Here is a 19,643-nt window from a genome sequence, read left to right on the forward strand (position 1 = left end):
CGCACCCTGGACGCCTTGATTCGTAGCGGCTCCCTGGATCGTCTGGGGCCGCACTTCCATGAAGAGCTGAAGGCCTACAAGGCCAATATCGACCGCAATCGCGCGGTGTTGCTGGCCGCCATGGAGGAGGCGGTGCAGGCCGCCGAGCAGACCGCGCGCAGCCACGACAGCGGGCATATGGACCTGTTCGGCGGGGTGTTCGCCGATGCCGAGGCGGATGTCTATGTCAACCATGACAAGGCCAAGGAACTATCGCTTAAGGAGCGCCTCAAGGGTGAGAAGGAAACCCTGGGCCTGTACCTGACCGGTCACCCGATCGATGAGTACGAGGGCGAAGTGCGCCGTTTTGCCCGCCAGCGCATCATCGACCTCAAGCCGGCGCGCGACACCCAGACGGTCGCCGGCCTGGTGGTCAACCTGCGGGTGATGAAGAACAAGAAGGGTGACAAGATGGGCTTTATCACCCTGGATGACCGCTCCGGGCGCATTGAGGCGTCCTTGTTCGCCGAGGCCTTCAACAGCGCGCAAGCCTTGCTGCAGACCGATGCCCTGGTGGTGGTGGAAGGCGAGGTGAGCAACGACGACTTCTCCGGTGGCCTGCGTCTGCGCGCCAAGCGGGTGATGAGCCTGGAAGAGGCGCGCACCGGTCTGGCCGATAGCCTGCGCCTGAAGGTCGCCAGTACGGCTTTGCAGGGCGATCGTCTGCGCTGGCTGGCCGAGCTGTGCGGCCGCCATCGCGGGGCTTGCCCTATCACGGTCGACTACAGCGGTGCGGATGCCAAGGCGCAGTTGCAGTTTGGCGAGGGCTGGCGCATCGAGCCGGCGGACAGTCTGATTCAGACATTGCGTGACCAGTTCGGGCGAGACAACGTCTTTCTGCACTACCGCTGATTTGCGGGGCTCAGGCCCCGTGGCTCAGTCGTGACACTAGTTAGGTTCTGCATTGAATAGGTTCGTGCAGAACCGGGTGTCGACCTGAATGCGCCTGCTGCTATAAGGTAGGGCGCGAAACGGATACAGCTCCCCGGCCACTTGGCCGTCGACGCAAGACGGATGACTATGAACCCGAATTTCCTCGATTTCGAACAGCCGATCGCCGACCTGCAAGCCAAGATCGAAGAGCTTCGCCTGGTCGGTAGCGATAACTCGCTGAATATCAGCGATGAAATCGCCCGCCTGCAGGACAAGAGCAGCACTCTGACCGAAAGCATCTTCGGCAACCTGAGCAGCTGGCAAATCGCCAAGTTGGCCCGCCACCCGCGCCGGCCTTACACCCTGGATTACCTGCAACACATCTTCACCGAGTTCGACGAGCTGCATGGCGATCGGCATTTCTCCGATGACCCGGCCATCGTCGGCGGCGTCGCCCGTCTGGATGGCGAGGCGGTAATGGTGATCGGCCACCAGAAGGGCCGCGAAGTGCGCGAGAAGGTTCGCCGCAACTTCGGCATGCCGCGCCCCGAGGGCTACCGCAAGGCCTGTCGCCTGATGGAGATGGCCGAGCGCTTCAAGATGCCGATCCTGACCTTTATCGACACGCCTGGCGCCTATCCGGGTATCGATGCCGAAGAGCGTGGGCAGAGCGAAGCCATTGCCTGGAACCTGCGGGTGATGGCGCGTCTGAAGACCCCGATCATCGCCACCGTGATAGGTGAAGGTGGTTCCGGCGGCGCCCTGGCGATCGGCGTGTGCGACCAGTTGAATATGCTGCAGTACTCCACCTATTCGGTGATCTCGCCTGAGGGTTGCGCCTCCATCCTGTGGAAAACCGCCGAAAAGGCCCCGGATGCCGCAGAAGCCATGGGTATTACCGCTGAGCGCCTGAAAGGCCTGGGCATAGTCGATCAGGTGATCAGCGAGCCGCTCGGTGGCGCCCATAGCGATCCGGCCGGCGCCGCCGAGGCGGTGCGCCAGGCCCTGCTGGTGCAGCTGAAAAAACTCAAGGCCTTCGATACGGCCGAGCTGTTGGCGCGTCGTTATGAGCGTTTGATGAGCTACGGCATCGCCTAAATGAGCCTGCGCGCCAGGGTGCTGGAGTCTCTGGCTCCTTGGCGTAATGCGCCGGCTTGGCATATCGCCTTGTCCGGTGGTCTGGATTCCACGGTACTCCTGCATGTACTGGCCAGCCTCACGCAACGCGAGGCATTGCCGCCACTCTCCGCCATCCATATCCATCACGGCTTGCAGGCTGCGGCCGATGCCTGGCCGGCGCACTGTGCGCAATTGTGCGCGGCGCTGAAGGTGCCGCTGCGGGTCGAGCAGGTTCAGGTGCTGCCGGGTGCCAGTCTCGAACGAGCGGCCCGCGATGCTCGCTATGCGGCATTCAGCGCCGCACTGGCGCCTGGGGAGGTGCTGCTGACGGGGCAGCATCGCGACGATCAGGCCGAAACCCTGTTGTTTCGTTTGCTGCGCGGGGCCGGGGTGCAGGGCTTGGCGGCCATGCCGTTCAGTCGACCGCTGGGCGCGGGTCATCTGCTCAGGCCGCTATTGCAGTGCTCGCGTGCCGAATTGCAGGCCTACGCCACGGCTCATCAGCTGAGCTGGGTGGAAGACCCCTCGAATGCCGATGAGCGCTTCTCCCGTAATTACCTGCGCCGACAGGTGTTGCCTGCGCTGGCTAGTCGCTGGCCGCAGGCCGCGGCCAATATGGCGCGCAGCGCCGAGCATTTGACTGAGGCGGCGCTATTGCTCGATGAGCTGGCGCAGCAGGATGTGCTCCAGGCGCAAGCGCCTGTGGACTACGCCTGGCTGCAGCTGCCGAGTCTGGCGTTGCCGGCGTTGCGCGAGCTGAGCGAACCCCGCCAGCGCAATGCCCTGCGCTATTGGCTGCGTAGCCGCACGGCTATGCCCGATAGCGAGCACTGGGCGGGCTGGCGGGCGCTGCGCGATGCGGCTATCGATGCGGCGCCGGTGTGGCGTTTGGCCGCGGGTGAGCTGCGGCGTAGCGATCAGACTTTATGTTGGCTGACGGGCCATTGGTTGGCTGTAGCGCCGCCGCTGGATCTGGCGGTGCAGAGTGGTCAGGCCATTGCCCTGCCTGGCAATGGCCAGGTGCGCATCGAAGGGCAGTTGCCCGTCGGCGACTGGCGTCTGGCTTATCGTCAGGGCGGCGAACAGATGCTGGTGCCGGGGCGCGGGCGGCGGGATTTAAAGCGTTTGCTCAACGAGCGACGACTGCCCACTTTTGTGCGTGACCGTTTACCGCTTTTGCTGCATAACGGCCAGCTTATGGCGGTGGCCAATCTGCCGGGTTTGGATCGGCCGAGCGATGAACAGTGGCAATTGCTTTGGCAGCCGCCGACCCATGATCAAGGTTTGAGCTGATAAGCCCTTTCCGGTAGACTACGCTCCCGTCTTACTAGAGCTTTTGTCGACTTCCCAGGGAATCGGCAGGGCTAGCCAATTGTGGCATGGCCGTGATTGGTGGCTTCGGCCTTCCTTCGCTTTCCCCGGCGGCACTGACCGCTTAAACGCAGACTTCTAGGGTTTTTCATGACGCGCTACATATTCGTCACGGGTGGTGTTGTTTCTTCATTGGGGAAAGGCATCGCCTCGGCTTCATTGGCGGCTATCCTGGAGGCGCGGGGCCTGAAGGTCACCATGCTCAAGCTGGATCCCTATATCAACGTCGATCCGGGCACCATGAGCCCGTTCCAGCACGGTGAGGTGTTCGTCACCCACGACGGCGCCGAGACCGACCTCGACCTGGGCCACTATGAGCGGTTTATCCGCACCACCATGACCCAGAACAACAACTTCACCACCGGTCGCGTCTACGAAGACGTGCTGCGCCGCGAGCGCCGGGGTGATTACCTGGGCGCGACCATTCAGGTCATCCCGCACATCACCGACGAGATCAAGCGCCGCATCATCAAGGGTGCCGGCGATGCCGACGTGGCCATGGTCGAGATCGGTGGCACGGTCGGCGACATCGAGTCGCAGCCCTTCCTCGAGGCGATCCGCCAGTTGCGGGTGGAAGTGGGCGCCAAGCGCGCCATGCTGATGCACCTGACCCTGGTGCCTTATATCGCCACCGCCGGCGAGACCAAGACCAAGCCGACCCAGCACTCGGTCAAGGAACTGCGTTCCATCGGCCTGCAGCCGGACGTGCTGATCTGCCGCTCCGACCATCCGATCGATGTGTCCTCGCGCCGCAAGATTGCCCTGTTCACCAACGTCGAAGAGCGTGCGGTGATTTCCCTGGAAGACGTCGACACCATCTACAAGATCCCGGGCGTGCTGCATGCCCAGGGTCTGGATGATTTCGTCGTCGAGCGTTTCGGCCTGCAATGCGGCCCGGCCGACCTGTCCGAGTGGGATCGGGTGGTGGATGCCAAGCTCAACCCGGAAAAAGAAGTCAATATCGCCATGGTTGGCAAGTACATGGAGCTGCTTGACGCCTACAAGTCGCTGATCGAAGCGATGAGCCACGCCGGCATCCAGAACCGCACCAAGGTCAACCTGCGCTATATCGATTCCGAAGATATCGAGAACCAAGGCACCGCCCTGCTGGAAGGCGTCGACGCCATTCTGGTGCCCGGCGGCTTCGGCTTGCGTGGCGTGGAAGGCAAGATCAAGACCGTGCAGTACGCCCGTGAGAACAAGATCCCCTACCTGGGCATCTGCCTCGGCATGCAGGTAGCGGTTATCGAGTTCGCCCGCAATGTGCTGGGCTGGACCGATGCCAATTCCACCGAATTCGATACCAGCAGCAAGCATCCAGTGGTCGGTCTGATCACCGAATGGCAGGACGCCACCGGCGTTACCGAACAGCGTAGCGATGCCTCCGATCTGGGCGGCACCATGCGTCTGGGCGCCCAGGACTGCCAACTGCTGAGCGGCTCGAATGTGCACAATTGCTACAGCAAGGACGTGATAGTCGAGCGTCATCGCCATCGCTACGAAGTGAATAACAATCTGCTGCCGCAGTTGCTCGAGGCGGGCCTGAAAGTGACCGGTCGCTCCGCCGACGGTGCCCTGGTCGAAGTGGTAGAGGCGCCGGATCATCCGTGGTTCGTCGCTTGCCAGTTCCACCCTGAATTCACCTCCACGCCCCGTGACGGTCATCCGCTGTTCAGTGGTTTCGTCAACGCAGCGCTAGTGCAGCAAGCGAAGAAGGCATAAGGACATGACGCAGAAGATCATCAAGGTTGGCGGCATCGAGATCGCCAACGACAAGCCGTTCGTGCTGTTCGGCGGGATCAACGTGATCGAGTCCCGCGACCTGGCCATGCGAGCTTGCGAAGAATATGTACGGGTGACCGAGAAGCTTGGTATCCCCTATGTATTCAAGGCCAGCTTCGACAAGGCCAACCGCTCGTCCGTGACCTCCTTCCGCGGCCCGGGCCTGGAAGAGGGCATGAAGGTCTTCGAAGAAGTGAAGAAGACCTTCGGCGTGCCGGTGATTACCGACGTGCATGAGCCGTATCAGGCCGCCGCGGTGGCCGAAGTGTGCGACATCATCCAGCTGCCGGCCTTCCTCTCGCGGCAGACCGACCTGGTGGTGGCCATGGCCAAGACCGGCGCGGTGATCAATATCAAGAAAGCCCAGTTCCTCGCGCCCCAGGAGATGAAACATATCCTGGCCAAGTGTGAAGAGGCCGGCAACGATCAGCTGATCCTCTGCGAGCGCGGTTCCTCCTTCGGTTACAACAACCTGGTGGTGGACATGCTCGGCTTCGGCATCATGAAGCAGATGAACTATCCGGTGTTCTTCGACGTTACCCATGCACTGCAGATGCCAGGCGGGCGTGCCGACTCCGCCGGTGGACGCCGCGCCCAGGTCACCGACCTGGCCAAGGCCGGTATGAGCCAGGGCCTGGCTGGCTTGTTCCTCGAGGCCCATCCGGACCCGGACAACGCCAAGTGCGACGGCCCTTGCGCCCTGCGCCTGGACAAGCTGGAGCCGTTCCTCATCCAGCTCAAGCAACTGGATGATTTGATCAAGAGTTTTGTGCCGATTGAGACTGCCTGAAACGGCAATTCTCCGGTAAAGTGCCTTTTGTATACAATCTGACTCTGTAGTCGGTACATGTTGTGCGCTGGAACACTCGCCGGCGCGCAATGGGTATTCAGCCCGGCGCTACCCTTTTCGTCAACTTTTTGGAGTGCTACACGCAATGGCAAAGATCGTCGACATCAAAGGCCGTGAGGTTCTCGATTCCCGTGGTAACCCGACAGTGGAAGCCGATGTGATTCTCGACAGCGGCATCATCGGCAGCGCCTGTGCGCCGTCCGGTGCGTCCACTGGTTCGCGCGAAGCGCTGGAATTGCGTGATGGCGACAAGAGCCGTTATATGGGCAAGGGCGTGCTCAAGGCTGTGGCCAATATCAATGGCCCGATCCGCGATCTGCTGTTGGGTAAGGACGCCATCGACCAGAAGGCGCTGGACCTGGCGATGATCGCCCTCGACGGCACCGAGAACAAAGCCTCCCTGGGCGCCAACGCCATCCTCGCCGTGTCCCTGGCCGCCGCCAAGGCCGCCGCCCAGGCTAAGGGTGTGCCGCTGTACGCGCACATCGCCGACCTCAACGGCACCCCGGGCGTCTACTCCATGCCGGTGCCGATGATGAACATCATCAACGGTGGCGAGCACGCCGATAACAACGTCGATATCCAGGAATTTATGGTGCAGCCGGTTGGCGCCAAGACCTTCTCCGATGCGCTGCGCATGGGCACCGAAATCTTCCATCACCTGAAAGCCGTGCTGAAGGCCCGTGGCCTGAGCACCTCGGTGGGTGACGAAGGTGGTTTCGCGCCGAACCTGGCCTCCAACGAAGACGCGCTGGCCGCTATCGCCGAAGCCGTGGCCAATGCCGGCTACAAGCTGGGCGAGGACGTCACCCTGGCTCTGGACTGCGCCTCCAGCGAGTTCTTCAAGGACGGTAAATACGACCTGGCCGGCGAAGGCAAGGTCTTCGACGCCGCCGGTTTCGCCGATTACCTGGCCGGTCTGGCCGAGCGTTACCCGATCATCTCCATCGAAGACGGCATGGACGAGTCCGACTGGGCTGGCTGGAAAGTGCTGACCGACAAGATCGGCAAGAAGGTACAGCTGGTCGGCGACGATCTGTTTGTGACCAACACCAAGATCCTCAAGCGCGGCATCGACGAATCGATCGGCAACTCGATCCTGATCAAGTTCAACCAGATCGGTACCCTGACCGAAACCCTGGAAGCCATCCAGATGGCCAAGGCCGCCGGCTACACCGCGGTGATCTCGCACCGCTCCGGTGAAACCGAAGACAGCACCATCGCGGATCTCGCCGTGGGTACCGCCGCCGGCCAGATCAAGACCGGTTCGCTGTGCCGCTCCGACCGCGTATCCAAGTACAACCAGCTGCTGCGTATCGAAGAGCAGTTGGCCGGTAAGGCTGCTTATCGTGGCCGCGCCGAGTTCCGTGGTTGAGCTCAGGCATGGTAAAAGAGGGGCGGCGCGAGCCGCCCCTCTTTCGTCCGGATGCTCCTTCTGTCATGCGTAGTCCTAATTGGTTGTTCGTTGTGCTGATCCTGCTGCTGGCTGGCCTGCAATATCGCCTGTGGGTGGGCGAGGGCAGCCTGGCTCAGGCGACCCAGTTGAAGCAGCAAATTGCCGATCAGCGCGGCGAGAACGAGCAACTGCAAGAGCGTAACCGCATCCTCGAAGCGGAAGTGCTGGAGCTGAAAAGCGGTATGGAAACCGTCGAAGAGCGCGCCCGTCAGGAGTTGGGCATGCTCAAAGAGGGCGAAACCCTCTATCAGTTGGCGGAATGAACGCCAGTCCCTTGCCCAATTTCTGGGCCCTGATTCCGGCTGCCGGGGTGGGCAGTCGCATGGCTGCCGACCGTCCCAAGCAATACTTGGAGTTGGCCGGCAGAACCATTATCGAACACAGCCTGGCCTGTTTTCTCGGTCACCCGCAGCTGCTTGGGGTGGTGGTCAGCCTGGCCGCAGATGATCCCTACTGGCCGAACCTGGCCTGCGCCCGTGATCCACGCATTCGACGCGCCGAGGGCGGCCGTGAGCGGGCCGACTCGGTACTCAATGGCTTGCTGCGCCTGAGTGAACTGGGCGCCCAGGAGCGCGACTGGGTGCTGGTGCATGATGCGGCGCGGCCCAATCTGGCCCGTTCGGACCTGGATCTGTTGCTCGCGGAACTGGCGGACGATCCCGTCGGCGGTCTGCTGGCGGTGCCGGCGCGCGACACTCTCAAGCGCGCCGGGGCCGATGGGCGGGTGCTGGCAACAGTCGATCGTGCGCCGATCTGGCAGGCCTATACCCCGCAGATGTTTCGCCTGGCCGAGTTGCAGCGGGCCCTGGCGGATGCCTTGCTGGCCGGAGTGGCAATTACCGATGAGGCCTCGGCCCTGGAGTGGGCGGGGCAGGCGCCCCGTTTGATCGAGGGTCGTGGGGATAACCTGAAGGTGACCCGCCCCGAAGATCTGCTCAGCTTGCGCCGATTGTGGCAGGCGAACAGCTAGCCGCCCGGCAATGAGTTCGCCGGGCGGCTAAGCGTGGCGCGTCAGTGGGTGCGGATCTTGCTGAGATCGCGTTCCAATACCGTGCTCAGTTTGCTGATGGCGCCCTCTATGGCCTTTTCCAGGTGGTCGGCGTTATGCGACACCAACACCGGCTCGCGCCCTTTCGAGCGCGCTTCGATCAGGCAACGTTTGTCCAGCGTGCCGCCTTTGTGGGCGTGCTCATCGCTGAGGTGGACCTCGACGCGGGTCAGGTGATCCTCGAAGCGTTTGATCTTTTCCTCTACACGCTTGCCAATAGTGGTCATAAAGTCGAGTGAAGCTTCGATATGGTGGTCACTGCGTACCAGTACTTGCATAGCGGTATCCTCTTTTTCTGACTGAGGGTGAGCCGGATTAAGGGGTTGGTTAACCCTGCTCGTCGGACGCGTCGTTGGCTGATGAGGTTCCCCCTGTGGCTGTGACAGGTAGTTGCGAGCGGTATTCGCTGCGTTGCGCCAGACCCTGCTTAAGAAAATCGACCAACTGGCGAACCTTGGGCGACAGGTGACGTTGTTGCGGATAGAGCGCCCACACCGCCGTATTGGGTGGCTGATGGCTTTCCAGCAGGGATACCAAGGCTCCGCTGCGTAGATGCTCTAATACATAGTAGTCCGGCAACTGGCACAACCCAAGGCCGCGCAAGGCGGCGTCCAGCACCGCCTGGCCACTGTTGCAGCGCCAGTTGCCCTGCACCCGCTGGGCCGATTCGCGCCCATCGAGCTGGAAGTTCCACACCTCCGAACTGCCGACCAGGCAGTTGTGCCGGCCGAGTTCCGACAGGCTGTGGGGGCGGCCGTAATGCTGCAGATAGTCCGGCGCCGCGCACAGGTACATCTGCCGCGGCGCCAGGCGTGTGGCCACCAGGCGCGAGTCCTGCAGGCGGCCCAGGCGGATGGCCAGGTCGAACCCCTCATGCAGTAGATCCAGGGTGCGGTTGCTCAGCTCTATATCGACGCGCAGCTGTGGATGGCGGCTCATAAAGTCGGTGACCAGGGGCACGATAAAGCGTTCGCCGTAGGCCACCGCGCAGGTCATGCGCAGTAGGCCCTTGGGTTCGCTGCCCAGATCGCCGACCGCGCGCAGGGCTTCTTCGCGGGCATCCTGCAAGCGCTGGCAATGCTGCAGAAAAGTCTGCCCGGCTTCGGTCAGGGTCACACGGCGGGTGCTGCGGTAGAACAGGCGAGTCTGCAGGCGCTCTTCCAGGCGGGCGATCTGCCGGCTGACCTGCGAGGACGACAGGCCCAGGCGCTCGGCCGCGGCGGTGAACTGGCCGCACTCGGCGACGGCGACAAATTCATCCAGACCTTCCCAGCGATTCATAGGGTGTTCCTGCACGGGCTGAAGGGATAAGAGGATTATCCCTGTATGGCAATAATGTTTTGTATTTTGCTCGATTATCTGCGCCCTGGCACTGATCTACACTCCGCGCCACCGTTGAATCCGCTGGAGAGCGATCATGATCAAGTCCCGTGCAGCCGTAGCCTTTGCCCCTAATCAACCGCTGCAGATCGTTGAAGTCGACGTGGCGCCGCCCAAGGCTGGCGAAGTGCTGGTACGCATAGTCGCCACCGGCGTCTGCCACACCGATGCCTACACCCTGTCCGGCGCGGACTCCGAAGGCGTATTTCCCTGCATCTTGGGCCATGAGGGCGGCGGCATAGTCGAGGCGATAGGCGAGGGCGTGACCTCCCTGGCGGTGGGCGATCATGTGATCCCGCTCTACACCGCCGAATGCCGCACCTGCAAATTCTGCACCTCGGGCAAGACCAACCTGTGCCAGGCAGTGCGCGCCACCCAGGGCAAGGGCCTGATGCCCGATGGCACCTCGCGCTTCTCCTACCAGGGCCAGCCGGTCTACCACTATATGGGTTGCTCGACCTTCTCCGAGTACACAGTGCTGCCGGAAATCTCCCTGGCCAAGATCCCCAAGGAGGCGCCGCTGGAGAAGGTCTGCCTGCTCGGCTGTGGCGTGACCACCGGGATTGGTGCGGTGCTGAATACCGCCAAGGTCGAGGAGGGCGCCACCGTGGCGATCTTCGGCCTGGGCGGCATCGGCCTGGCGGCTATCATAGGCGCGACCATGGCCAAGGCCTCGCGCATCATCGCCATCGATATCAACCCGGCCAAGTTCGAGGTGGCCAAAGAGCTGGGCGCCACCGATTTCGTTAACCCGAAAGACCATGACAAGCCGATTCAGGACGTGATCATCGAGATGACTGATGGCGGCGTCGACTACAGCTTCGAATGCGTCGGCAATGTGCAGCTGATGCGGGCGGCGCTGGAGTGCTGCCACAAGGGCTGGGGCGAGTCGGTGATTATCGGCGTGGCCGGTGCCGGCCAGGAAATCAGCACCCGCCCGTTCCAGCTGGTCACCGGGCGCGTTTGGCGCGGTTCGGCGTTCGGCGGGGTCAAGGGCCGCACCGAACTGCCGAGCTACGTGGAAAAGGCGCAGAAGGGCGAAATCCCCCTGGATACTTTTATCACCCACAATATGCCGCTGGACGATATCAACCAGGCCTTCGATCTGATGCATGAAGGCAAGAGCATTCGCACCGTTATCCATTTCTGATACGAGCGGCGCGCGGTGGAAAGCCTTCCGGCTTTCTGCCCAAACGCCTGCGTTTAGGAGGTCCCATGACCTTGGAAAATCTGTCCTGTCAGAAGAATTTTGGCGGTTGGCATAAGCGCTATCGCCATCGTTCGGCTGTGTTGGGCTGCGATATGGTCTTTGCCGTCTACCTGCCGCCCCAGGCCGAGCAGGGCGCGAAGTTGCCGGTGCTGTACTGGCTGAGCGGCCTGACCTGCAGCGACGAAAACTTTATGCAGAAGGCCGGCGCGCAGCGGCTGGCGGCCGAGCTCGGGCTGATCCTGGTGGCGCCGGACACCAGCCCGCGCGGTGCGGATGTGCCGGACGACCCGGATAAGGCCTGGGACTTCGGCCTGGGCGCCGGCTTCTATATCAACGCCACCCAGGAGCCCTGGGCGCGCAATTACCGCATGTACGACTACGTGGTGCAGGAGCTGCCGGCCTTGATCGAGGCGAATTTTCCGGTCTCGGAGAAGCGCGGCATCAGTGGCCACTCCATGGGCGGGCACGGTGCGCTGATCTGCGCCTTGCGCAACCCTGGACGCTATCAATCGCTGTCGGCCTTCGCCCCTATCAGCAACCCGATAAACTGCCCCTGGGGCGAGAAAGCCTTCTCCCGCTACCTGGGAGATGAGCGCTCGCGTTGGCGCGAATGGGATGCCTGCGCCTTGCTCGCCGAGGCCAGGGAAAAACTGCCGATGCTGGTGGATCAGGGTGATCGTGATGATTTCCTCGAAAGCCAGCTCAAGCCCCAGGCGCTGGAGAAAGCCGCACAAGCGGCAGGGCATCCGCTGACTCTGCGTCTGCAGCCGGGCTACGACCATAGCTACTACTTTATCGCCAGCTTTATCGATGACCATCTGCGCCATCACGCTGCCGCCTTGGCGGCAGCTTCAAGCTGCAAGCTATAAGCTGCAAGCAAGAACAAAAAGCCTGGCGATATCTCGGAGAGCGCCACGCTTGCAGCTCGCAGCTTTCAGTTAGAATCACGCCCTGACTTTTTCAGGGCGTTGTTCTTATGCGTATTGGCCATGGCTACGATGTGCACCGTTTTACCGAGGGCGCTTTTATTACCCTGGGCGGCGTGCAGATTCCCCATAAGTTCGGCCTGCTGGCCCATTCCGACGGCGATGTGCTGCTGCATGCCTTGGCCGATGCCCTGCTCGGCGCGGCTGCGCTGGGCGATATAGGTCGGCACTTTCCCGATACCGACCCGACCTACAAGGGCGCCGACAGCCGTGTGCTGCTGCGCCATGTGGTCGGGCTGATTGCGGCCAAGGGCTGGGGGGTCGGCAATGTCGACGCCACCATAGTCGCCCAGGCGCCGAAGATGGCTCCGCATATCGAACGCATGCGCGAATTGATCGCCGCCGACCTGCAGGTCGAGTTGGATCAGGTCAACGTCAAGGCCACCACCACCGAGAAACTCGGCTTTACCGGCCGTGAAGAAGGCATAGCCGTGCATGCCGTCGCGTTATTGGTGAGCCGATGAACGAGCTCGAACTGCTCGGCCCCAAGGCCCATGGCGAAGCCTGCGGTACCGCGCTGCTCAAGGCGGTGGCAGAGGACTTCCAGGTCGATGAGGTGCTGGATATTCCCCTGGCCGGCGAGGGCGAACACCTCTGGCTGTGGGTGGAAAAGCGCGAGCTGAATACCGAAGAGGCCGCCAAGCGTATCGCCCGCGCCGCCGGTGTGCCGCTGCGCCTGATCAGCTATGCCGGGCTCAAGGACCGCCAGGCGCTGACCCGTCAGTGGTTCAGCCTGCACCTGCCGGGCAAGGCCAATCCCGATCTGAGCGCCGCCGAAGACGCCAGCCTGGCCATCCTCAAGCAGGTGCGCCATTCGCGTAAGTTGCAGCGCGGCGCCCATGCCGCCAACGGCTTTACCCTGCGCCTGACCCAGCTGGCAGTCGACCGCGAGGCTCTGGAGCAGCGCCTGACGCAGATTGCCGGCCAAGGCGTGCCCAATTATTACGGACTGCAGCGCTTTGGCTTCGAGGGCGGCAATCTGGCCCATGCCCGGCATTGTGCCGAGGGCAAGAGCCTGCCCGAGAAGCGCAATGTGCGTTCGCGGGTGCTCTCGGCGGCGCGCAGTTATCTGTTCAACCGCGTGCTGGCCGAGCGGGTCGCGGCGGGTAACTGGAACCAGGCGCTGCTCGGCGATCTGCTGGCCTTTACCGACAGCCGCAGTTTTTTCCAGGCGGGAGAGGCCGAGTGCAGCGACCCGCGTCTGGCCATTCTCGACCTGCATCCCACCGGGCCTCTGTGGGGGGCGGGTGAGTCTGCGGCTGCTGGCGTGGCCCAGGCCCTGGAACAGCAGGTGGGCGAACAGGAGCGCGCCTTGGTCGATTGGTTGGCAGAAGCGGGCATGACGCACGAACGGCGCATCCTGCGCCTCCCCATTGGCGGTTTGACGTGGCATTATCCCGAGTCTGACATTCTGCAACTGGAATTCGTCCTGCCGGCCGGATGCTTCGCCACTGTTTTGGTGCGTGAGCTCGTCGATCTGTTGCCGGCAGGGCAGACGGACAACCCATGCGTATTCTGATTTCCAATGATGACGGCGTGGCCGCACCCGGCCTGGCCGCCCTGCATGCTGCGCTGGCCGACTACGCCGAGTGCACGGTCATCGCACCCGATCAGGACAAGAGCGGGGCCAGCAGTTCGCTGACCCTCGACCGTCCGTTGCACCCCTGCACCTTGCCCAATGGTTTTATCAGCCTCAACGGCACGCCTACCGACTGCGTGCATCTGGGCTTGAATGGGTTGCTGGAGCATGTGGCCGATCTGGTGGTGTCGGGCATCAACCTGGGCGCCAACCTGGGTGATGACGTGCTCTATTCCGGCACTGTGGCCGCGGCCTTGGAAGGGCGCTTTCTGAAGCGGCCGGCCTTTGCCTTCTCGCTGCTATCACGCCTGCCGGATAACCTGCCGACTGCCGCCTATTTCGCCCGCAAGCTGGTCGAGGCCCACGAGCAACTCGATCTGCCGCCGCGTACCGTGCTCAACGTGAATATCCCCAACCTGCCGCTGGAGCATATCCGTGGCATCCAGCTGACCCGCCTGGGTCATCGCGCCCGCGCCGCGGCGCCGGTCAAGGTGGTCAATCCGCGCGGCAAAGAGGGCTATTGGATCTCGGTGGCGGGTGATGCCGAAGACGGCGGGCCCGGCACGGATTTCCATGCGGTGATGCAAGGCTATGTATCGGTCACGCCGCTGCAACTGGATCACACCTTTCGGGACGGCCTCAGTAGCTTGCAACCTTGGTTGGAGGGCCTGCTCTGATGAGGCGAGAGCAGGACCAATTGCAGCATCGTGGTATCGGCATGACCTCGCAGCGTACCCGCGAACGCCTGATTCAGCGCCTGTATGAAGAGGGGCTGTCCAACGCACATGTGCTGGAAACCATCCGCCGCACGCCGCGTCATCTGTTTGTCGATGAGGCCCTGGCGCACCGCGCCTATGAAGACACCGCACTGCCGATCGGCAACAACCAGACCATCTCGCAGCCCTATATGGTCGCGCGCATGAGCGAGTTGCTGCTGGCCGCCGGTCCCCTGGACAAGGTACTGGAGGTCGGCACCGGCTCGGGCTACCAAACCGCGATCCTCGCCCAACTGGTCGAGCGGGTCTTTACCGTCGAGCGTATCCAGGGGTTGCAGGACAAGGCCAAGGAACGCCTGACCCAGCTGAACCTGCGCAATGTGGTGTTTCGTTGGGGTGATGGCTGGGAAGGCTGGGCGGCCCTCGCACCTTACAACGGCATCATAGTCACAGCTGCGGCGGCCACTGTGCCGCAGGCGCTGCTGGATCAGTTGGCGCCCGGCGGACGCTTGGTGATCCCGGTCGGCAGCGGCGATGTCCAGGAATTGCTGCTGATCGTGCGCGAAGAGCAGGGCTTCTCCCGCCATGTGCTGGATGCCGTGCGTTTTGTGCCCTTGCTCAACGGGCCCCTGGCCTGATTTCTTGATTGGCCGGATGGCTCCATAAACAAGTATTTCCGGCTTACGCCAACGGCAGGGCCAGGGCGCTGTACCGAGGTCAGTGGGCAAGATCCGCAGTCGCTCTGGCCGTACCGAATAATTGCATCACACTATGCGCCAGTCATTGGCAGCCAGTAGCAGGTAAGGGAGAAGTGGGTGAGTTTTACAGCCATTCAATTGCGGATTCGCTCCAGCAGTGCTCGCAGCCTGCTGAGTGGTCTGGTCCTTGGCGCGCTACTCAGTGCTTGTGCCAGCCCGCCCCCGGGCGGTGTGCAGGTGGTCGACGGCAATAACCGTGGCGCGGCCCAGGTTTCCCAACGGCAACCCATGACTAGCGGGCAATATAAGGTGCAGCGCGGCGACACCCTCTATTCCATAGCCTTTCGCTTCGGCTGGGACTGGAAAGCCCTGGCTGCGCGCAACGGCATAGCCCCGCCTTACCTGATCCGGGTGGGCCAGGTGATTCGCTTCGATGGTCAGCCGACAACGGCTTCATCTAGGGTTGCGCCAACTCCTGTGGCGACTCGTCCGACGCCGATCAGCCGGCCAGCAGCCGTTACTCCACCCCTTCCGGTGCGCACTCAGCCCACGCCAGTGATGCCGATCAAGGCGGTGCCGAGTACTGCTGCAACCCAGCCGCTACAGCGCTCTGCATCTGGTTGGGCTTGGCCGTCTAACGGTGCGGTGATCGGGCGTTTTTCCTCAAACGGCAGTTTGAATAAAGGAATTGATATCGCCGGGGAATTGGGCCAGCCTGTTTCTGCTGCGTCTGATGGATCAGTGGTCTACGCCGGGAGTGGTTTACGGGGCTACGGCGAATTAGTGATCATCAAGCATAGCGATACCTACGTAAGCGCCTACGGACATAACCGCAGGTTGTTGGTGCAGGAGGGGCAACGGGTCAAAGCCGGGCAGACAATTGCCGAGATGGGTTCCACAGGAACCGACCGGGTGAAGCTTCACTTTGAGATTCGCCGCCAAGGTAAACCTGTAGATCCGCTGCAATACCTGCCGCGTCGTTGATCTTGCGCTAGCCTGTCCACCGCGTGGGAGGGACAGGCTCGGGTGCAGCCAGGGATTTGGTAGCGTCAGAGCTTGCTGTCGAACTCAGCAAGGAATAACAAAAATGGCTCTCAATAAAAAAGAAGCGCCGGAGTTTGACGTCGATGATGAAGTGCTCCTGATGGAGCCTGCTATCGTCCTTGACGATGATTCTAATGATGAGGCGCAAGCGCCGCTTGCCCGTGGCAAGGCAAAAACCTCCACGACCAGCAAGCAACATAAGTACATCGATTACACCCGCGCGCTCGACGCTACTCAGCTATACCTCAACGAAATCGGCTTTTCCCCCCTACTTACTCCTGAAGAAGAAGTGTTCTTCGCGCGCTTAGCGCAGAAGGGCGATCCGGCTGGGCGTAAGCGCATGATCGAAAGCAACCTGCGCCTGGTGGTGAAAATTGCGCGCCGCTACGTCAATCGTGGCTTGTCGCTGCTGGATCTGATCGAAGAGGGCAACCTCGGCTTGATCCGCGCGGTAGAGAAGTTCGACCCCGAGCGCGGCTTCCGCTTTTCGACCTATGCCACCTGGTGGATACGCCAGACCATCGAACGGGCGATCATGAATCAGACCCGGACCATTCGTTTACCTATTCATGTGGTCAAAGAGCTCAACGTTTACCTGCGTGCCGCTCGCGAATTGACCCAGAAGCTCGACCACGAGCCTTCAGCCGAAGAGATCGCCAACCTGCTGGAAAAACCTGTGGGTGAGGTCAAGCGCATGCTTGGCTTGAATGAGCGTGTGTCTTCGGTGGATGTATCCCTGGGCCAGGACTCGGACAAGACCCTGCTCGATACCCTGACCGATGAGCGCCCCACGGATCCATGCGAACTGCTGCAAGATGATGACCTCTCGCAAAGTATCGACCAGTGGTTGTCCGAGCTGACCGATAAGCAACGGGAAGTGGTTATCCGCCGTTTTGGCCTGCGTGGTCACGAGAGCTGCACCCTGGAAGAAGTAGGCCAGGAAATCGGTCTGACCCGTGAGCGGGTGCGGCAGATTCAGGTCGAAGCGCTCAAGCGGTTGCGGGAAATTCTTGAGAAGAATGGCCTGTCCAGTGACTCGCTGTTCCAATAGGCACTGCGTTGCCACACTCAACCCGGCTTAGGCCGGGTTTTTTGTGAGTGCTCCTGTAGGTCATTGCTTACAGCCTGTGTAAGCAATCGGCGGAAAGATTGGCCAGATAAACGCTTGATAGTCTTGCGTATATTTTTATCTTATTGATCTATAAGGATTTAGTTTTTTGTTTGGCTTTGCTCTAGATGCTTTCAGAGCTTTTACCTGGCTTGAGATGGTCGCGGAAAGGACTAGTATTGCAACTGTGCTTAGGGACAAGCACAGGCTGTCAGGGAGGCGGTCAGGAACCTCGCAAGATGCGATTCATCAGGATGATGAGTTGGGAAATAGATGGACTAGGGACAAAAGAGTGGGCGGGTAATACCGCCCCTTTTTTTGCCCGCAGAAAAGTAAAAACCCGCGCAAGGCGGGTTTTTACTGGGCGGCTACTGCAGTGACGCTTAGCGCTCGAGGTGTTGCAGCTTGTCTTTTACGCCATCCCATTCTTCGGCGTCAGCCAGGCCTTCTTTCTTCTCGGTGATATTTGGCCAGATTTCCGCCAGATCGGCGTTGAGCTCGATAAATTCCTGTTGATCTTCTGGCACTTCGTCTTCGGAGAAGATCGCCTGGGCCGGGCACTCGGGCTCGCAGAGTGCGCAGTCGATGCACTCGTCCGGGTGGATCACCAGGAAGTTCGGGCCTTCGTAGAAGCAGTCCACCGGACAGACTTCCACGCAGTCGGTGTATTTGCATTTGATGCAGTTGTCGGTAACGACGAAGGTCATGTCTGATTCTCTCCTCGGGCGCCAGCCCGCCCCATTCTATGTGGGCTTTAGCAGGCTGGGGGTAATGGCCACGGCTCAGGCTGTAAACCGGGCAGTCATAAAAATGCGCGCGATTCTAACAGTTTGCGCGCATCAGCGTTAGAAGCGTGTTTTCCATGTATATAACAGTTCCAGCGCCTTGCGCGGAGTCAGATCATCCGGATTGATCTTCTGCAATTCCTCCAGCAGTGGGTGCGGCAGGCTGGCGAACATATCGCTTTGCATAGGCGCGGCCGCTTGTCCGGGCTGAGCAGGCGGCAGTTCATGAGGCAGGCTGGTGGTTTCCAGGCGCGCCAGGTGCTCGCGAGCACGCAGGATGACGTCGTTGGGCACGCCAGCCAGTTGTGCTACTGCTAAACCATAGCTCTGGCTGGCCGGGCCGGGCAGTACATGGTGCAAAAACACGATACGTTCGTTGTGCTCGGTGGCATTGAGGTGCACGTTGGCCACTATCGGTTGGCTTTCCGGCAGCACGGTCAGTTCGAAATAGTGCGTCGCGAACAGGGTGTAGGCGCGCAGCTTGGCCAGTTGCTCAGCTGCCGCCCAGGCCAGCGACAGGCCGTCGAAGGTGCTGGTGCCGCGACCGACTTCATCCATCAGCACCAGGCTGCGCTCCGTGGCGTTGTGCAGGATATTGGCGGTCTCGCTCATCTCCACCATAAAGGTCGAACGGCCGCCGGCCAGGTCGTCGCTGGAGCCGATACGGGTGAAGATGCGGTCGACCAGCGACAGCTCGCAGCTGGCCGCCGGCACGAAGCTGCCGATATGCGCCAGCAGCACGATCAGCGCGGTCTGGCGCATATAGGTGGATTTACCACCCATGTTCGGCCCGGTGATGATCAGCATGCGCCTGTCATCGTCCAGGCTCAGGTCGTTGGCCACGAAGGGGGTGGTCAGCACCTGCTCGACCACCGGGTGACGACCCTGCTCGATGCGCATGCAGGGCTCATCGACGAAGCGCGGGCGATTGAGGTCGAGGTTCAGCGCGCGTTCGCCCAGGTTGCTCAGCACATCCAGCTCGGCCAGGGCTGCGGCACTGTCCTGCAGCGGGCCCAGATGGCTGATCAGGCGCTCCAATAGCTCCTCATAGAGCATCTTCTCGCGGGCCAGGGCGCGGCTCTTGGCCGACAGCGCCTTGTCCTCGAACTCCTTGAGTTCGGGGGTGATAAAACGCTCGGCGCCTTTCAGCGTTTGCCGGCGGATATAGTCGGCCGGGGCCGATTCGGCCTGCTTGCTCGGCAGCTCGATAAAGTAGCCGTGTACCCGGTTGTAGCCGACCTTGAGGTTGGCCAGGCCGGTGCGGGCTTTCTCCCGGGTTTCCAGATCCATCAGGTACTGGCCGGCGTTTTCGCTGAGCGATTGCAGCTCGTCCAGCTCGGCGTCGTAGCCGGTCTTGAGCACGCCGCCGTCGCGGATCACCGCCGGCGGGTTGTCGTTGATGGCGCGGGCCAGCAGCTCGGCCAGCTCCGGGTAGGTGCTGACCGTATTGGCCAGGCTAGCCAGGTGTGGCGAATCCAGGGTGGCCATGGCCATTTGCAGTTCGGGCAGGGCGGCCAGGGCATCGCGCAGGCGCGCCAGATCCCGCGGCCGCGCATTGCGCAAACCGATACGCGCGAGGATGCGCTCCAGATCGCCGAT

20 protein-coding genes are annotated in these 19,643 nt (G+C 61.8%); 16 read left to right on the forward strand and 4 right to left on the reverse strand.

The window, feature by feature from the left end; genetic code table 11:
* The 8 genes from Q8Q83_RS19295 to ispD form a co-directional block, all read left to right on the forward strand.
* Positions 1-891 (forward strand): OB-fold nucleic acid binding domain-containing protein (locus Q8Q83_RS19295; protein ID WP_305625746.1); only part of this gene is annotated, 891 nt, incomplete at its 5' end.
* Between the two features lie 168 nt (positions 892-1,059).
* Entirely contained in the window at positions 1,060-2,010 is a 951-nt protein-coding gene (locus Q8Q83_RS19300; protein WP_305625747.1) for an acetyl-CoA carboxylase carboxyltransferase subunit alpha, read from the forward strand.
* Positions 2,011-3,324, forward strand: a complete 1,314-nt coding sequence (gene tilS, locus Q8Q83_RS19305) for a tRNA lysidine(34) synthetase TilS (protein ID WP_305625748.1) — start codon at positions 2,011-2,013, stop codon at positions 3,322-3,324.
* Positions 3,325-3,492: 168 nt separating this feature from the next.
* Positions 3,493-5,124 carry a CTP synthase gene (locus Q8Q83_RS19310; protein WP_305625749.1) on the forward strand — a complete coding sequence of 544 codons (1,632 nt, stop codon included), beginning with the start codon at positions 3,493-3,495 and terminating at the stop codon, positions 5,122-5,124.
* Positions 5,125-5,128: 4 nt separating this feature from the next.
* Entirely contained in the window at positions 5,129-5,974 is an 846-nt protein-coding gene (gene kdsA, locus Q8Q83_RS19315; RefSeq protein ID WP_305625750.1) for a 3-deoxy-8-phosphooctulonate synthase, read from the forward strand.
* Positions 5,975-6,119: 145 nt separating this feature from the next.
* Entirely contained in the window at positions 6,120-7,409 is a 1,290-nt protein-coding gene (gene eno, locus Q8Q83_RS19320; protein WP_305625751.1) for a phosphopyruvate hydratase, read from the forward strand.
* Positions 7,410-7,474: 65 nt separating this feature from the next.
* On the forward strand, positions 7,475-7,753 hold the full coding sequence (ftsB, locus tag Q8Q83_RS19325; protein ID WP_305625752.1) for a cell division protein FtsB: 279 nt from the start codon (positions 7,475-7,477) through the stop codon (positions 7,751-7,753).
* The gene (gene ispD / locus Q8Q83_RS19330) at positions 7,750-8,460 is read left to right on the forward strand and encodes a 2-C-methyl-D-erythritol 4-phosphate cytidylyltransferase (protein ID WP_305625753.1); all 711 of its coding nucleotides are present in this window, start codon (positions 7,750-7,752) and stop codon (positions 8,458-8,460) included. Before ftsB ends, ispD begins: the two co-directional genes overlap by 4 nt.
* 41 nt (positions 8,461-8,501) lie before the next feature.
* On the opposite strand, the gene Q8Q83_RS19335 is transcribed toward ispD, so the two are convergent.
* Together Q8Q83_RS19335 and Q8Q83_RS19340 are read right to left on the reverse strand one after the other, a co-directional pair.
* Positions 8,502-8,816, reverse strand: coding sequence for an HPF/RaiA family ribosome-associated protein (locus tag Q8Q83_RS19335; protein ID WP_305625754.1), 315 nt, complete (start codon positions 8,814-8,816; stop codon positions 8,502-8,504).
* 49 nt (positions 8,817-8,865) lie between these two features.
* Positions 8,866-9,819 carry a LysR substrate-binding domain-containing protein gene (locus Q8Q83_RS19340; RefSeq protein WP_305625755.1) on the reverse strand — a complete coding sequence of 318 codons (954 nt, stop codon included), beginning with the start codon at positions 9,817-9,819 and terminating at the stop codon, positions 8,866-8,868.
* A gap of 136 nt (positions 9,820-9,955) precedes the next feature.
* Between Q8Q83_RS19340 and Q8Q83_RS19345 the strand changes: the two genes are divergently transcribed.
* The 8 genes from Q8Q83_RS19345 (at position 9,956) to rpoS (ending at position 17,202) form a co-directional block, all read left to right on the forward strand.
* On the forward strand, positions 9,956-11,068 hold the full coding sequence (locus tag Q8Q83_RS19345) for an S-(hydroxymethyl)glutathione dehydrogenase/class III alcohol dehydrogenase (protein ID WP_305625756.1): 1,113 nt from the start codon (positions 9,956-9,958) through the stop codon (positions 11,066-11,068).
* Between the two features lie 65 nt (positions 11,069-11,133).
* Positions 11,134-11,997 carry an S-formylglutathione hydrolase gene (gene fghA / locus Q8Q83_RS19350; protein ID WP_305625757.1) on the forward strand — a complete coding sequence of 288 codons (864 nt, stop codon included), beginning with the start codon at positions 11,134-11,136 and terminating at the stop codon, positions 11,995-11,997.
* Positions 11,998-12,104: 107 nt separating this feature from the next.
* The gene (gene ispF, locus Q8Q83_RS19355) at positions 12,105-12,578 is read left to right on the forward strand and encodes a 2-C-methyl-D-erythritol 2,4-cyclodiphosphate synthase (protein WP_305625758.1); all 474 of its coding nucleotides are present in this window, start codon (positions 12,105-12,107) and stop codon (positions 12,576-12,578) included.
* Entirely contained in the window at positions 12,575-13,633 is a 1,059-nt protein-coding gene (gene truD, locus Q8Q83_RS19360; protein WP_305625759.1) for a tRNA pseudouridine(13) synthase TruD, read from the forward strand. Before ispF ends, truD begins: the two co-directional genes overlap by 4 nt.
* On the forward strand, positions 13,621-14,370 hold the full coding sequence (gene surE / locus Q8Q83_RS19365; protein WP_305625760.1) for a 5'/3'-nucleotidase SurE: 750 nt from the start codon (positions 13,621-13,623) through the stop codon (positions 14,368-14,370). Before truD ends, surE begins: the two co-directional genes overlap by 13 nt.
* A gap of 41 nt (positions 14,371-14,411) precedes the next feature.
* Positions 14,412-15,047: a protein-L-isoaspartate(D-aspartate) O-methyltransferase gene (locus Q8Q83_RS19370; protein WP_305625765.1), complete on the forward strand. Its 636-nt coding sequence runs from the start codon at positions 14,412-14,414 to the stop codon at positions 15,045-15,047.
* A 177-nt stretch (positions 15,048-15,224) separates the two neighbouring features.
* Positions 15,225-16,091, forward strand: coding sequence for a peptidoglycan DD-metalloendopeptidase family protein (locus Q8Q83_RS19375; RefSeq protein WP_305625761.1), 867 nt, complete (start codon positions 15,225-15,227; stop codon positions 16,089-16,091).
* 103 nt (positions 16,092-16,194) lie between these two features.
* Positions 16,195-17,202, forward strand: a complete 1,008-nt coding sequence (gene rpoS, locus Q8Q83_RS19380; protein WP_305625762.1) for an RNA polymerase sigma factor RpoS — start codon at positions 16,195-16,197, stop codon at positions 17,200-17,202.
* 440 nt (positions 17,203-17,642) lie between these two features.
* On the opposite strand, the gene fdxA is transcribed toward rpoS, so the two are convergent.
* Together fdxA and mutS are read right to left on the reverse strand one after the other, a co-directional pair.
* Positions 17,643-17,966, reverse strand: coding sequence for a ferredoxin FdxA (gene fdxA, locus Q8Q83_RS19385; RefSeq protein ID WP_305625763.1), 324 nt, complete (start codon positions 17,964-17,966; stop codon positions 17,643-17,645).
* A gap of 138 nt (positions 17,967-18,104) precedes the next feature.
* The coding region (mutS, locus tag Q8Q83_RS19390) for a DNA mismatch repair protein MutS (RefSeq protein WP_305625764.1) at positions 18,105-19,643 on the reverse strand (1,539 nt) is incomplete at its 5' end.

This window comes from Pseudomonas sp. (genome assembly GCF_030696055.1).
Lineage (GTDB): Bacteria > Pseudomonadota > Gammaproteobacteria > Pseudomonadales > Pseudomonadaceae > Aquipseudomonas.